Here is a 13094-nt window from a genome sequence, read left to right as displayed (position 1 = left end):
TATGCTTAAAAAGAGTTTGTTTGTGACTTTGTTGTCTTTTTGTTCTGTGTGTATTCTGGCACAGGAAACAGACACGGCAAAGGTAAAAAAAGGATATGAGTTTACCGATATAAAAGTGCTTAAAACTACGCCCGTCAAAGATCAGGACAGATCGGGGACTTGTTGGAGTTTCTCCGGTATAGGCTTAATTGAGAATGAATTGTTGAGAATGGGTAAGCCGGAAATTGATTTGTCTGAGATGTTTGTCGTTCGTTATTGCTATCTGGATAAAGCTATCAAATATGTGAGAATGCATGGTGAAACGAATTTTTCCGGTGGCGGAGGAGTTTCCGATGTTTTTTATGTTATGAAAAAATATGGAATGGTTCCCGAAGAAGTGTATAACGGTTTGCATTATGGTACCGACAGCCACAAACACGGTGAATTGGATGCTGTGGTTAAATCTTATATCGAGACGGTGGTGACTAATCCTAATAAAAAACTTACTACAGCCTGGATAGAGGGCCTGAATGGAATCCTGGATGCCTATTTGGGAAAAGTTCCTGAAAAATTCGTTTATAAGGGAAAAGAATATACGCCTAAAACATTTGCTGCGTCGTTGGATATCGACCCCAATGATTATGTGGCGATCACTTCGTTTACACATCATCCTTTCAATCAGCCGTTTGTACTGGAAGTTCCGGATAACTGGTTGTGGGGGAGTTTTTATAATTTGCCTTTAGATGATATGAAAACAGTTTTGTATAATGCAATAGAGAATGATTATAGTATTTTATGGGCTGCCGACGTCAGTGAAAAAGGATTTGCTTGGAAGAAAGGTTATGCTATAGTTCCTAAGGATAGACCGGTGAAAGATAAAAGTGGAACCGAAGAGGCTAAATGGGTAAAAGAAGCTGAGAAAGAGAAAAATGAAACAGAAGGGAATGAATTGGCAGAGGAAAAAAACATTACCCAGGAAATGCGCCAGGAAGCTTTCGATAACTATGAGACGACCGATGATCACGGAATGGTTATCGTGGGTGTAGCGAAGGACCAAAACGATCGTAAATATTTCAAGGTGAAGAATTCCTGGAATACCGATCAGATATATGAAGGATATTTTTATGCTTCGGAACCCTATGTTTTGTATAAGACGACCAGTTTTCTGGTGAATAAAAACGCAATACCAAAGTCAATAAAGAATAATTTAAATATTAAATAAGAAAAAGGGAGCATAAAGTTCCCTTTTTTATTTGTCATATTTTATTTCTAATATATTATATTCGCAATTAATAAATGAATGTCATGATGTTTATTTTATTATTGCGTTTCAAATTATTATTACTCTTTATGGGACTCTCTTTCTGTAATGCTGTAAAATTTGTGCATGATGAGAAGAATGAAGACCGTTTGTGGTTGCATCGTTGCAATTCTGTAGAGAAAATAAAGGAATTCGAATCCGAATACCCCAATTTTGAATGTGATGTCATTTTCAGGTCTGAGAATTATTTTGATGTTACACATGACTATGATAAAAGTAATGGGGTCGTACTGGAAGATTATTTTAAAGAGTTAAAAGGCAATGACCGCCGGATGTGGATAGACCTCAAGAATCTCGATGAAAATAATTGTGCCGACGCTTTGCAGGAAATGGAAAGGCTGGTCTGTACCTATAATATTGCTCGTGAAAGATTGATTATAGAGACACGTCAGTGGAAAGCTTTACGAGATTTTACCCTCAAGGGTTATTATACGTCTTGTTATATAGATATTAAAGCTCCCGGCAAAATGACGGAAGAAGAAAGGTCGCAGTGTCTTGATTCGTTGAGAAAAGTTGCCGACAGCGGATATGTGCGGGCGTTGTCTTTTTATGCTGCGTATTATAATTTTCTGGATAAGAATTTGATGAGACCTATAGATTTTCTTACCTGGGAACATCGCAGGAAAAAAGAATTTTTACCTTTATTTCCGCGTTCCAGACGTATGATTTTAGATCCTCAGGTTAAAGTCATTCTGGTAAAAGATAAAGGTCATTATCATAAGTAAAGCTATTCTTCACTGTTGATTTTTTCTCCTACGATACGTGCTGCTATTCCTACATATTCAGCACACGGACGCCGTTTATAATATCCTTCGGTACGTTCTTCCGGAACGGGGTTGTCGCTTTTATGGTCGAGCTTAAGCAGGTCCCGGCAAACAATAGAACCGTTTTCTTTTCGATAACTCTCGGCAAGTTCCTGTACGATCTTGTATATTTTGGTTTTTGCATCTTTATCGTTCGGGATAGGAGCTTTGTAATGAAGTCCGGCGACAATGAACATGCCGCTTACTGCTCCGCACACTTCACGTAAACGTCCCATACCGCCGCCTAATGGAGCCGTTATGTTTGCAGCTAACTGCTTATCCAGCCCCAAAAAGTCGCAGTATGCCAGTAATACCGATTGTGAACAGTTATATCCTTCTTTAAATAAAGATTTTGCCTTCTCGGCGCGTTCTTCTGCATTAACTTTCATATGAATGCAATTTACCATTGAATAGGAGCAATGCCGTGTTCGCTCAGATATTTGTTCGTTTTACTGAAATGATGGTTCCCGAAAAATCCCCGATGGGCCGATAATGGGGAGGGATGGGGAGAAGATAGTACCAGATGCTTGTTACGGTCTATGAAATCCCCTTTCCTTTGAGCATAAGAGCCCCATAGAATGAATACCAGATGCTCGCGTTCTTCGGCTAAACGGTGGATAACAGCGTCGGTGAATGTCTCCCAACCTTTGTTTTGGTGTGATCCGGCCTGATGTGCCCGGACTGTTAGCGTTGCGTTAAGCAGAAGGACTCCTTGTTCTGCCCATCGTGATAAGTTGCCACTGCGCGGCATGGGTATACCCAAGTCGGTTTCTATTTCTTTGAATATATTTAGTAGAGATGGAGGAAAAGGTATTCCGTCATTGACTGAGAAACATAAGCCGTGTGCCTGACGAGGCTCATGATATGGATCTTGTCCCAAAATAACGACCTTAACCTTTTCGAAGGGACAGGCATCGAAGGCAGAAAACATTTGGCTTCCGGGAGGATATACTGTCGTAATAGCATATTCGTTCCGGACAAAATCGGTAAGGCGGACAAAGTAATCTTTATCAAATTCCGGTTGTAAGCGTTTTTTCCAGCTTTCTTCTATGCGAACATTCATAACTCTTTTTGTTAAGTTTTATAGTTATCTGTTTGCAAAGCTACAAATATTTCTTACTTTTGCCACGCGAAAGGGTTACTACTTTTAGTAAAATAGTATTTTCGCTTTCGAAAACATATATCCGCACCCGTAGTTCAATGGATAGAATATCGGATTCCGGTTCCGACGATTGGGGTTCGACTCCCCACGGGTGTACTGAATAAGTGTAGTACAAAACAATAATCCCTTGATTGTCAATAGATAATTGGGGGATTGTTTTTTATGAGGGTAACGAATAGGGCAACGAATAAATTTTTTCTAAAACAATAATTGTTGTTAAATAATGTAATTTTTTTTGCCCAATTAATTTGATGTAACTAATATTAGTACTATCTTGGCAGTATCAAATTAAAAAAATGAGACACATTATAAACTGTAATAAAAAAATGAAAACAATAAATTTAGAAACTATAAGGGAAAAAGGAGAATATATATCCCAGCATCGTCCCGGTATAGCTTTTGGCGTTGTATACGGGCTCGAATATAGCGAAGATAATGAGAAGCTATTTCTTTGCCGTTACAAATATCCGAAATGGAAAATGGAAATAGAAGAAAATATGGTAGATAAATTACAATTTGCCAACTCTTTAAAAAAAGCAGCCGAATGGCTTAGAAAATGTAATGAATGAGATAAGTAAAAATAAAAAGATTATTGGCGAAAATCTGAAAGCCATCAGGGAGAAAAAAGGTCTTACTATTTATAAGGTTGCTAAACAAGGAAATATTCGAATAGAACAAGTTAATTCCATAGAAATAGGAGAAAAAAATTATACGATAGATGCATTAATAGGATACATATTAGGAGCTAATATATCTATTGATTTTAAAGAATAGGTTTCATGTTGGATATTTCCAATGTGTTTGCATAATATAATAATCCCTTAATTGTCAAAAGATGATTAAGGGATTATTATATTATTTGGAGATGTTAGTAGAATATTTTACTATTGATGAGTTATTATTTTGAAAGATATTGAATTCTATTAAGATCATTGTTATTTTAGTTTTTCCAGTAGTTTTTCCAGATTCTTTTTGTCTACCGGGTATTTCTTTAATGAAGAAATATTACTGGGACTTTCAGAAGCTGGAGCATAGGTAACCATTATAAAAGAAGAATTGTACACTGACATTCCAATAACGGTATTTGCTGCATCTGGTGATAACGCATCCATAAACATATATACCCCATTGATATTGGTTATAAATAAATATCTTTCACCTAAAAATTTTACTAAGTCCGAAGCATAATCTGCCTTAACAATTACGGTAAAACTATTCAATGATCCGTACTCATCAAAAAATAATAACAATACGGGAGCCTTATCGGAATAATTGAGATACTCTGTTCCATCGGCTGTTTATTGATCTGGTGTTCCAAGTTTTAAAATAGATACGGTTCTTGGTTCTCCGAATCTTACATTAGGAAGAGTGTATAAATTATATTTAGGTGCAACAGTTAATTTAAATTTTTTTGAATTGTTCCCATTGTCCAACCGGATTTTTGTTTGTCCGACAAATGCAGCCGTAACGAGACTGGATTCCGATACGGTGGCATGATATTTATTTTCTACGGTGTAAGTGATAGCATCATTTGATTTGGCATTAATTTGATATTTTTCGCCGGAATAAAGTGTTTTTTTATATATTTTCAATGATATTTTATCTTCTTCTTTGGTACATCCTACGGATAAAAGCGATACTATCGCTACGAAAAGAAGTTAATAGTTTTTCATGATGTTGTGTGAATTAAGTTTTAATATAAGTTTATTCAATATCTTCTTATGCAACCGACAACGAGTGTCATATTGTATTATACGCTAAAGGAGTAAGCCATGAATAATTTTAAAATATATATCGTTTTGGAAATTTCCGATAAATGGTTTGCTTTGAATGGATGTATCAACAAGAATAATGAATTTTCCGGTATATTTGAAAATAGGGATAGTCTGATATATGTTGAGCACATTGTCCCTAAAAAATTCCTTTTTATTAAATGGGGGGGTAAAGAAAGGAAGCAAGAAATAATATCTAAAAATCTAAATACTAAAATATTGAGTGCTGAATATATCAGCATACGAAAATAATACTTCAAATGTAGTTTACTTTGTTGAGGATATTTTGCTGTGAAGTAAGATATCCTTTCCTTTTAAATGTTAAATCTTACATTCTTAGAAAAATAAATTAGAAATAATCCCTTTAATTCCTGCATATTAATCAAATGATTATTATCTTTAGAGTGTCAATAATTAATAACAGATATAGATAACGAAAAAACGAAAAGAACTATTAAAAACCGTTCAAATGGAAAAGATTGCAGTAAAAATGGAACTGAACCGAATTAGTTTTCTTTTGAAGCAAAACAAAATTTTCCAAAAAAGAATGGATGCTTTACTGGATCGGCTAAAAATGCTGGAAGAATTGGAAAAAGAGATAAGCAAACAAAAGTAATTAACAAGCCCTCGAAAGGGGGCAAAAAACTAACAAATATGAATTTACAAGCAGAACTTGAAAAACTGAATCAGTATTATTTTGATACAGATCAGGAAAAGTTTCAAAAGCAATATTTATATGTTTGTGAAAAGTATCCAAACGACAAAGAACAAATAGATAACTATTTGGCGAAAATCATTGATAATTCAATTGAACGTGTAGATGATTTTATTGAAGCAACAAAGGTAAAAATGCAATTAATGGAAGTTACGGAAATTGTATCACTATCTTATATTGCAAAAAACTACTTCCATAAAACAAGAACGTGGCTATATCAAAAAATAAATGGGAATAAGGTAAATGGAAAAGAAGCTTCTTTTACAAAAGAAGAAATAAATACGCTGAATTATGCGATTCAGGATATAAGCAAAAAATTAGGCTCAACAGTTATTTCGTTATAACCTGTTATTATTGACAAAAAGCCGGAATTGAGCCGTTCCGGTGGCCCCAGTATCATTCATTTGGTATCGGGGTTTGTTTTTCCACTGAAATACGGGTGATCTACCAAACGTTTGGCGTTATCTTCCGCCGAAACTTTAATATAAGATATGGTTTGTTCTATCTTTGAATGCCCCAAAATATCTTGTATAAATTTTAAGTCTATCCCGGCAAGATACATATTAGTAGCTCCTGATCTCCTGGCTGTATGAGAAGTAATAAATTCATATTTGGATTTTACGGTTTCAATCCGCTTTCCGCCTCTTGTTTTGGAAAGAATAACTTCTTCATTAATTCCTGCCAGTTTACCGATAGCTTTAATTTGTTGATTATGCTTTTGATCTGATATAGGTTTGGGCAAAATATTATATTTCTTCGTTTTAATAACTCTCTAAGCTGGTAGTGCATAGGTATAAATACCTTCTTATCCCTTTTTACCGTCCATATTCGAATGATATCATCTTTGAAATGAACTCATCCAGCCGGGAATAATCGGAATGCCTAAGGGCTGTAAAACATCCCAAAAGAAAACGATCCCTTTCCTCATTCAACGATTTAATAGTAGATTTAAATTTTTTTTGATATCCGTTCTTTTTCAGTAATTCTTCGGTAATATCCAGATCATATATTTTTTGTATTTCGTTTTTTGTTAGATAAATTGAATCGGTTTGTTTGAACGGAATTTTAAATTCAGCATCTTTATATCCGGTAAAATCATGCAATTTACTGTGAGATGCTGACATAAATTTAGAAATACTTTTGAATATGGAACCTATATAGTTTTTTGTATAATGCATTTCCTCACCGCCTTTTGTATAGGTCTATTAAGCATCCAATAATTGAATTTATTGTGAAAATTAATGTCAACATCGATGAATCTAAGTTTTATTTTATAGTTAAAGGGATGGTAAAGAGAAATGGTTTTCTGCATTAATATATAGTCTATTTTTCTACATTATTTTTTTGTTTATAATAATAAAGGATTTCTTTTTTTGTTTCAGTAATATACAAATTAGTTAATACTTAATTTTGCCAAAACTTTATTAGTTTTGTAAACATAAATAATAAAGTTGAAATTTTATGAAAAAGCTATTAGTTGCAATAATTTTTATATTGTCATTATTTTTATGTCATGCGCAGCCTTTTATTTATGAAATAAATTTGTCAGCTACTTTAATTAATAGGTATGAAGGGTTTGAAAAAGGCTCACAAGTTAAGATCTCCGGTGTAATTCATGAGGCTCTTGTAGAACCGTACAACCAAAATCGCATTAAGGATTTATATTATATTCGATTAAATGAACAATTGAGTTTAGTTACAAGAGGATTGGTAGATAAACTTAATTTTGAATGTAAAACGGTACAAGATATTTGGAATTCTGAAATTATAAAAAAGGTATTTGTTTCCTTACAAAATAAGGGTATACAAAAAGAATTGAGACTTGAGATGGAGCAAGATGCATTGGAATATATCGAAAGATTGAATTCCAATGGATTACGCTATAATGAACCATATCTCGAAAATTATATATATGGTTTGATTGCAAAAATTGCTCCTGTGGATTTTATTGATGGCAGGCCGGAGAATGTTAACGTGATAATATTAGATGATGCTTCTTTAAATGTAGGTATGTATCCCAATGGAACTTTAATGATCACTACGGGAATTTTGTCTTGTTTACATTCAGAGGATGAATTGGTTGCCGTACTTAGTCATGAAATAGCTCATTTTGTGTTAGATCATCAGATACAAAATGTGAATAAAGCCGTTTCTCGTAAAAAAAGGGCGGAATTTTGGACCGCTTTTGCGACCGGAGTGACAGCTGTGGCAGAGGGTGCTATAGCTGCAAATAATCAAAATTATGTTCCGGGAATGGCGACGATAGGTATGGCTATATTGTCGAGCTCAATTGCATCGCAAATGATAGATCGATTAGGAATGAAATATAATCATGAGCAGGAGGGGGAGGCTGATAAACTCGCCAAAAGGATTCTTTCTATTCTTCAATACGATACTAATGCTTTATCGACCGCATTAGCGCATATACGAGAAGTTATGGAGACAGAACGAAGTGATGGAATGTATTTTGCGTCTTTTACTCATCCGGCATTGTCAGATAGAATTATGTATTTAGGCAATTCTCAGATGCCTCCTGATCCTAATTTTGAGAAAGAAATATCGTTCGCTGTTACAAGTACAGCCCGTAAGAAATATGGGAATGGGCGATTTAGGCAGGCTATTGATCTTGTTTCTCAAAATATAGTAAATGAAGTAGCGATTTCTGAAGATTTTATTTTGAAGGCATACTGTTTATTTGCTTTGTATAATAATTATCAATCAAATCATGAAGCCATGTCTCTTATTAATTCTGCTAAGGAAATAAATCCTTCGGATATCAATATTTATAAAGCTGAAATTTTGGCATATCTTCGATTAGGTGAACGAGAGACCGCTTTGCGTTTGTTGCAGGAGTACGAATCTAAATTAATCTCATTGTTCAGAAAAGATTATTCAGCTCATTTCATTGAATCTGAATTGAGTTGGAGCAAGAATATGCAAATAAAATTAAAAGGTATGTAAATGTCGGTTAATGGTTAGATAAAGTAAGTTGCCCTTTCTTGATAAAATCTATATCTTTGAAATATGAAAAATAAGAGTATAGACTGGAAAAAAACGGATAGTATCTTGTTCGATATGGACGGTACTTTATGGGATGCTATAGATACATATGCCGATATCTGGAATGAGGCCTTCCGGGAAATCGGTTCGGATCAACGAATTACAAGGGATATCCTTTATCGGTATATGGGTATGAATATAGAAGAAATTACTTCTAAAGTAGTTTCAGATTTTCCTCCTGGCAAGCTTAAACCTTTTATCGGAAGTTTGTACCGCATACAGGATCAAATACTTCCGGAAAAAGGCGGCATTCCTTATGAAGGGATGAAAGAAGGCCTGGCTGAATTGTCGAAATATTACAAACTATTTCTGGTAAGTAATTGCGGAGATAAGACTTTGCCGGCCTTTATGGATTATACAGGTATACGGCCTTATGTTACCGATTGGTTGTCCTATGCCGATACCTGGAAGGTGAAAAGCGAGAATATGAAGATATTGCAGGAACGTTATTCTTTGAAATATCCGGTTTATGTGGGAGATACCGACGGTGACAGCCGTCAGACGAGACTTGCCGGACTCCCGTTTGTTTTTGCCCGTTACGGGTTTGGTGAAACAGATGATTATGATCTGGCGTTTAATGATTTAAGATCCATGATTACTTTTTTTCTGAATTTAAAACAAGAATAAAAAATGTTTAGCGAATTGTCCAAAAATGAAATAGACCTCAGAAGGAATGCTATGCAGGCCGCTATGAAACAAGCCGGGGTAGATGCTCTTCTTTTGAGTACCAATGCAAATCTGTATTATTCTTCCGGCAGAGTATTTGCCGGTTATACTTATGTTCCCTTAGAGGGTGAGCTTATTTATTTTGTTCGCCGTCCTGTCGGACTGCAAGATAGCCGGATTGAATATATACGTAAACCTGAGCAGATTCCCGGGTTATTGACGGTTCGGGGAGTTGTAACACCGAAAACTCTTGCGATTGAGTCCGATTCTGTCCCTTATACCGATTACATGAGATTAGCTTCGGTTTTTTCTGGTTCAGAATTATCCAACGGTTCACAAATAATGAGAAAAGTACGTTCTGTAAAAACAGCGTATGAGACAGATCTGGTGCGTCAATCCGGTGCAAAGCATTCCGATGTATATAGGAAAATTGAATCGGTTTATATAGAGGGTATGAGTGACGTTGAACTGTGTATAGAGATTGAACGGATAATGAGGTTGCACGGCAATTTAGGTATTTTCCGTATAAACGGATCCAGTATGGAGATCTTTATGGGCAGCCTTTTATGCGGGGATAATGCGGACAATCCCTCTCCTTATGATTTTGCTATGGGAGGAGCGGGTCTTAATCCCTCTTTGCCGGTAAGTTGTAATGGTACGTTGATAAAACCGGGTATGACCGTAATGGTGGATATGGGAGGAAATTTTACAGGTTATATGACCGATATGACACGGGTGTTCTATGTGGGCGATATACCTATGCTGGCGAAAAAGGCGCATCAGGTATCCATAGATATTCATAATGAAATAATGAAGATGGCTAAACCGGGTGTTCCTGCATCCCAGCTATATGATTTGGCATTGAATATGGCAAAGAGTGCCGGTCTGGAAGATTATTTTATGGGCTATACCCAAAAAGCCGGGTTTGTGGGACATGGAGTAGGCATAGAAGTAAATGAGGCTCCGGTATTGGCTCCTCGTTCAAAAGATATTCTGGAAGAGGGAAATGTTATAGCTTTGGAGCCTAAGTTCGTAATACCTCATGTCGGAGCTGTCGGAATAGAAAATACCTATGTTGTCAATTCGGACGGAATTGAGAAGCTGACTCATTTTAAGGAAGAGCTTATCCCTTTATTTTAAACAAATTGCTGTATGAAAGCTATGGGAATACTTTCGCTTGCTGCTGTTGAAAAATATGGAAAATATTTTTCCGATTCCGGTTTTTGGAAAAAACTTAAGAAAGTAGCCCGTAAAGCCGGTAGCAAAGTCATATATGTCTCGTTATTACTTTATTATATGATGACAGGTGGTACAGTGTCATTAAAGGATAAGGTGCTTATAATGGGTGCGTTGGGATATTTTATTTTTCCGTTAGACCTGATACCGGATTTTTTGTTACCTCCGTTAGGGTATAGTGACGATTTAAGTGTCCTACTTTTTGTTTACAGTAAGATTAAAGCCGGTATTACCCCTGAAATAAAAGCCCGGGCCGATGATAAATTGAAGAAGCTGTTGGGCGATACGAAAACATCCTCTTTGTAAAATATAAATAGAGTTATATATATCCGGCTGAAATTTATTTTTAATTTCAGCCGGATATTACTTTTTTTAAATGGTAAAACGTTTGCCTTATTACGAAAATTTCGTAGATTTGCGAATACTTCGTAATTTATTGATTTGTAAGATAAACATAGAATAATAGAACCATGGAAAGATTAACGAACCAAGAAGAAGAAATAATGCTTGTGATATGGAATAAATCAGGTGGGTATATAAAAGACTTTCTCGAAGCATTATCAGAGCCTAAACCTCCTTATACGACTGTGGCGTCGATCGTAAAGAATCTAGAAAGAAAAGGATATATTTCTTCGAAACGTTACGGAAATACTTATTATTACTCTCCGGTTATCGCGGAAGGGGATTATAAGAGAAAGTATGTTTCGGGAATAGTACGCAATTATTTTGAGAATTCATATAAAGAAATGGTCACGTTTTTTGCCCGGGAACAGAAAATATCTTCTGAGGATTTACAGGATATAATTGATATAATAGAGAAAAAAAACAAATAATTATGGATGCGTTTTTTTTGTTTTTGTTCCGGGTAAATATTGCAATAATCTTTTTTTATATTCTTTACAGAATGTTGTTTTGCAAAGATACCTTTTTCAAGACGAGACGTTTTATTTTGCTGGCAATCCTGTCCTTTTCCTTATGTTATCCTTTGATAGATGTAACCCCGTGGTTTGTGCAGAGCCGGGAAGTACAGGAATATATGGAACCGTTGTTGCTGTCAGGGGGTATGTTGCCTATTATTCAGATATTTCCCGAAGTCCGAGTGGGAACTTCGTTTTTAAGTATACTGGAATGGTTATATATGGCAGGTGTGGTCTTTTTCGGGGTTAGGATCTTGTTAGAAGGATATTCTTTGTTTCATTTGTGCCGTAAAAGTGTGTATGATAATTGGAATGGCTGCCGGATAGTACATATTAAAGAAAAAGTATCTCCGTTTTCTTTCTTTAAATATATCTTTATAAGTAACCAAAAGTATGACGGAAGTGAACTAGACGAGATACTGATTCATGAGTCAGTACATATGCGTCAGTGGCATTCAATTGATATCCTGTTTATGGAATTTATATCTGTGGGTTGTTGGTTTAATCCATTTTTATGGCTTATGCGTAAAGAGTTGAGGCTGAATCTGGAACATCTTGCCGATTGCGGAGTGATATCGGCAGGATATGATCCTAAGATGTATAAATATCATTTATTACGCATTTCTATGGGAGACAATATCTCTGTCGGTTGCGTAAATTATTTTAGTATATCTGAATTTAAACGGCGTATCAGGATGATTGATAAGAATCGTAGCTCCGGATTCTCTTTTGTGAAATATTTATTGGTTGTGCCGTTAGCCCTGCTTCTCGTATTTTCAGTCAATGCCAGGGATGTAGTTGAGGGCTTGAAAGATAAATTATCTGTGATTGTCGTTCCTACGGGCCAAGAGAGTAAAACAATTGAATATGATCGGGTTATGGCTGGCTCTCTGGAGGGTAAGGACGAGTTGACGTCCAAGGTGTCAGATAATCAGTCTGATGAGAGAGTTCAAATGGTAGAATATTTAGATAAAGAGGAGCCTGATTTGGGTATAAATAAAGATAACCTTGATTCATATTCTGTTTTGTACGAAATGTGTGATAAATATCCCCAATATCCCGGTGGTACAGAAAAGCTGATGGACTTCTTCAGGAAAAACCTCACCTATCCGGTATCGGCTTTACGGGATAGCGTGGAAGGCATGGTTGTTATTCAGTTTATTGTAGAAACTGACGGATGTCTTACGAACAAGAAAATAGTAAAGGGGATAAGAAAAGATTTAGACGATGAGGCATTAAGGATGCTGGCCTATATGCCTAAATGGGAATCTGGAGAACAGGACGGACGAAAAGTAAGAGTTCGTTATACATTACCGATTCTTTTTACGAAAAATGAGAAATAATTTAAATTATAGTATCCTGCAAGGGAAGATGATTCCGGATGCTCTTCCTGTTTTTATAATTTAAAAAATAAAGAAATGGGGAAAAATATTTTAATTATTGTCATGTCTTTGTTCGTGGGG

19 protein-coding genes and 1 tRNA gene are annotated in these 13094 nt (G+C 35.6%); 14 read left to right on the top strand and 6 right to left on the bottom strand.

Going from position 1 to position 13094, the window contains the following annotated elements; translation table 11 throughout:
• The first annotated feature begins 1 nt into the window (after window position 1).
• The gene (locus tag OCV73_RS12750) at window positions 2-1201 is read left to right on the top strand and encodes a C1 family peptidase (protein ID WP_147552779.1); all 1200 of its coding nucleotides are present in this window, start codon (window positions 2-4) and stop codon (window positions 1199-1201) included.
• Between the two features lie 83 nt (window positions 1202-1284).
• A complete protein-coding gene (locus OCV73_RS12745; RefSeq protein WP_147552778.1) occupies window positions 1285-2025 on the top strand; it encodes a hypothetical protein in 741 nt (246 codons plus the stop codon).
• Between the two features lie 2 nt (window positions 2026-2027).
• Here the strand turns inward: OCV73_RS12745 and OCV73_RS12740 are convergent, their stop codons facing one another.
• Together OCV73_RS12740 and ung are read right to left on the bottom strand one after the other, a co-directional pair.
• Complete coding sequence (locus OCV73_RS12740; RefSeq protein ID WP_147552776.1) at window positions 2028-2492, bottom strand: C-GCAxxG-C-C family protein; 465 nt, start codon at window positions 2490-2492, stop codon at window positions 2028-2030.
• Between the two features lie 11 nt (window positions 2493-2503).
• On the bottom strand, window positions 2504-3166 hold the full coding sequence (ung, locus tag OCV73_RS12735) for a uracil-DNA glycosylase (RefSeq protein WP_147552774.1): 663 nt from the start codon (window positions 3164-3166) through the stop codon (window positions 2504-2506).
• Between the two features lie 123 nt (window positions 3167-3289).
• Between ung and OCV73_RS12730 the strand changes: the two genes are divergently transcribed.
• The 3 genes from OCV73_RS12730 to OCV73_RS12720 all read left to right on the top strand — a co-directional run bounded on the left by OCV73_RS12730 (window position 3290) and on the right by OCV73_RS12720 (window position 4039).
• Window positions 3290-3361: transfer RNA gene (locus OCV73_RS12730), tRNA-Arg, on the top strand.
• Between the two features lie 230 nt (window positions 3362-3591).
• Complete coding sequence (locus tag OCV73_RS12725) at window positions 3592-3834, top strand: hypothetical protein (protein WP_147552772.1); 243 nt, start codon at window positions 3592-3594, stop codon at window positions 3832-3834.
• Window positions 3827-4039: a helix-turn-helix domain-containing protein gene (locus tag OCV73_RS12720; RefSeq protein WP_147552770.1), complete on the top strand. Its 213-nt coding sequence runs from the start codon at window positions 3827-3829 to the stop codon at window positions 4037-4039. The genes OCV73_RS12725 and OCV73_RS12720 overlap by 8 nt, the downstream gene beginning before the upstream one ends.
• Window positions 4040-4200: 161 nt before the next feature.
• Here the strand turns inward: OCV73_RS12720 and OCV73_RS12715 are convergent, their stop codons facing one another.
• A complete protein-coding gene (locus tag OCV73_RS12715; protein WP_256435659.1) occupies window positions 4201-4335 on the bottom strand; it encodes a hypothetical protein in 135 nt (44 codons plus the stop codon).
• A 228-nt stretch (window positions 4336-4563) separates the two neighbouring features.
• Complete coding sequence (locus tag OCV73_RS12710) at window positions 4564-4857, bottom strand: Ig-like domain-containing protein (protein ID WP_167551269.1); 294 nt, start codon at window positions 4855-4857, stop codon at window positions 4564-4566.
• Window positions 4858-5037: 180 nt separating this feature from the next.
• On the opposite strand from OCV73_RS12710, the gene OCV73_RS12705 reads away from it, so the two are divergent.
• The 3 genes from OCV73_RS12705 to OCV73_RS12695 all read left to right on the top strand — a co-directional run bounded on the left by OCV73_RS12705 (window position 5038) and on the right by OCV73_RS12695 (window position 6096).
• Window positions 5038-5289: a DUF6549 family protein gene (locus tag OCV73_RS12705; protein ID WP_147552767.1), complete on the top strand. Its 252-nt coding sequence runs from the start codon at window positions 5038-5040 to the stop codon at window positions 5287-5289.
• A gap of 217 nt (window positions 5290-5506) precedes the next feature.
• Window positions 5507-5653 carry a hypothetical protein gene (locus OCV73_RS12700; protein WP_167551268.1) on the top strand — a complete coding sequence of 49 codons (147 nt, stop codon included), beginning with the start codon at window positions 5507-5509 and terminating at the stop codon, window positions 5651-5653.
• A gap of 38 nt (window positions 5654-5691) precedes the next feature.
• On the top strand, window positions 5692-6096 hold the full coding sequence (locus OCV73_RS12695; RefSeq protein ID WP_147552765.1) for a DUF5053 domain-containing protein: 405 nt from the start codon (window positions 5692-5694) through the stop codon (window positions 6094-6096).
• Window positions 6097-6152: 56 nt separating this feature from the next.
• Here OCV73_RS12695 and OCV73_RS12690 read toward each other — a convergent pair whose 3' ends face one another.
• Window positions 6153-6494: a tyrosine-type recombinase/integrase gene (locus OCV73_RS12690; RefSeq protein WP_167551267.1), complete on the bottom strand. Its 342-nt coding sequence runs from the start codon at window positions 6492-6494 to the stop codon at window positions 6153-6155.
• Window positions 6495-6567: 73 nt separating this feature from the next.
• On the bottom strand, window positions 6568-6876 hold the full coding sequence (locus tag OCV73_RS12685) for a site-specific integrase (RefSeq protein ID WP_147552761.1): 309 nt from the start codon (window positions 6874-6876) through the stop codon (window positions 6568-6570).
• A 337-nt stretch (window positions 6877-7213) separates the two neighbouring features.
• Here OCV73_RS12685 and OCV73_RS12680 point away from each other — a divergent pair, with 337 nt between their 5' ends.
• The 6 genes from OCV73_RS12680 to OCV73_RS12655 all read left to right on the top strand — a co-directional run bounded on the left by OCV73_RS12680 (window position 7214) and on the right by OCV73_RS12655 (window position 12974).
• Window positions 7214-8713, top strand: a complete 1500-nt coding sequence (locus OCV73_RS12680) for a M48 family metallopeptidase (RefSeq protein ID WP_147552760.1) — start codon at window positions 7214-7216, stop codon at window positions 8711-8713.
• Window positions 8714-8776: 63 nt separating this feature from the next.
• Window positions 8777-9439 carry an HAD family hydrolase gene (locus OCV73_RS12675; protein ID WP_147552758.1) on the top strand — a complete coding sequence of 221 codons (663 nt, stop codon included), beginning with the start codon at window positions 8777-8779 and terminating at the stop codon, window positions 9437-9439.
• 3 nt (window positions 9440-9442) lie between these two features.
• Window positions 9443-10618, top strand: a complete 1176-nt coding sequence (locus tag OCV73_RS12670) for a M24 family metallopeptidase (protein WP_394802965.1) — start codon at window positions 9443-9445, stop codon at window positions 10616-10618.
• Between the two features lie 12 nt (window positions 10619-10630).
• The gene (locus OCV73_RS12665) at window positions 10631-11020 is read left to right on the top strand and encodes a YkvA family protein (protein ID WP_147552756.1); all 390 of its coding nucleotides are present in this window, start codon (window positions 10631-10633) and stop codon (window positions 11018-11020) included.
• Between the two features lie 164 nt (window positions 11021-11184).
• On the top strand, window positions 11185-11547 hold the full coding sequence (locus OCV73_RS12660; RefSeq protein WP_147552755.1) for a BlaI/MecI/CopY family transcriptional regulator: 363 nt from the start codon (window positions 11185-11187) through the stop codon (window positions 11545-11547).
• 2 nt (window positions 11548-11549) lie between these two features.
• Window positions 11550-12974, top strand: coding sequence for a M56 family metallopeptidase (locus OCV73_RS12655; protein WP_147552753.1), 1425 nt, complete (start codon window positions 11550-11552; stop codon window positions 12972-12974).
• The last annotated feature ends 120 nt before the right edge of the window (window positions 12975-13094 follow it).

Origin of the sequence: Barnesiella propionica (assembly GCF_025567045.1) — a bacterium.
Lineage (GTDB): Bacteria > Bacteroidota > Bacteroidia > Bacteroidales > Barnesiellaceae > Barnesiella_B > Barnesiella_B propionica.
Note: the sequence above shows the minus strand (reverse complement) of the source record. Positions and strands in the feature narration are given on the sequence as shown.

Bases quoted from the DNA above. Each gene is read 5' to 3' on its own strand.
- OCV73_RS12750 (WP_147552779.1), top strand. From the start codon at position 2: ATGCTTAAAAAGAGTTTGTTTGTGACTTTGTTGTCTTTTTGTTCTGTG.
- OCV73_RS12745 (WP_147552778.1), top strand. From the start codon at position 1,285: ATGATGTTTATTTTATTATTGCGTTTCAAATTATTATTACTCTTTATG.
- OCV73_RS12740 (WP_147552776.1), bottom strand. From the start codon at position 2,492: ATGAAAGTTAATGCAGAAGAACGCGCCGAGAAGGCAAAATCTTTATTT.
- ung (WP_147552774.1), bottom strand. From the start codon at position 3,166: ATGAATGTTCGCATAGAAGAAAGCTGGAAAAAACGCTTACAACCGGAA.
- OCV73_RS12725 (WP_147552772.1), top strand. From the start codon at position 3,592: ATGAAAACAATAAATTTAGAAACTATAAGGGAAAAAGGAGAATATATA.
- OCV73_RS12720 (WP_147552770.1), top strand. From the start codon at position 3,827: ATGAATGAGATAAGTAAAAATAAAAAGATTATTGGCGAAAATCTGAAA.
- OCV73_RS12715 (WP_256435659.1), bottom strand. From the start codon at position 4,335: ATGTCAGTGTACAATTCTTCTTTTATAATGGTTACCTATGCTCCAGCT.
- OCV73_RS12705 (WP_147552767.1), top strand. From the start codon at position 5,038: ATGAATAATTTTAAAATATATATCGTTTTGGAAATTTCCGATAAATGG.
- OCV73_RS12700 (WP_167551268.1), top strand. From the start codon at position 5,507: ATGGAAAAGATTGCAGTAAAAATGGAACTGAACCGAATTAGTTTTCTT.
- OCV73_RS12695 (WP_147552765.1), top strand. From the start codon at position 5,692: ATGAATTTACAAGCAGAACTTGAAAAACTGAATCAGTATTATTTTGAT.
- OCV73_RS12685 (WP_147552761.1), bottom strand. From the start codon at position 6,876: ATGTCAGCATCTCACAGTAAATTGCATGATTTTACCGGATATAAAGAT.
- OCV73_RS12680 (WP_147552760.1), top strand. From the start codon at position 7,214: ATGAAAAAGCTATTAGTTGCAATAATTTTTATATTGTCATTATTTTTA.
- OCV73_RS12675 (WP_147552758.1), top strand. From the start codon at position 8,777: ATGAAAAATAAGAGTATAGACTGGAAAAAAACGGATAGTATCTTGTTC.
- OCV73_RS12670 (WP_394802965.1), top strand. From the start codon at position 9,443: ATGTTTAGCGAATTGTCCAAAAATGAAATAGACCTCAGAAGGAATGCT.
- OCV73_RS12665 (WP_147552756.1), top strand. From the start codon at position 10,631: ATGAAAGCTATGGGAATACTTTCGCTTGCTGCTGTTGAAAAATATGGA.
- OCV73_RS12660 (WP_147552755.1), top strand. From the start codon at position 11,185: ATGGAAAGATTAACGAACCAAGAAGAAGAAATAATGCTTGTGATATGG.
- OCV73_RS12655 (WP_147552753.1), top strand. From the start codon at position 11,550: ATGGATGCGTTTTTTTTGTTTTTGTTCCGGGTAAATATTGCAATAATC.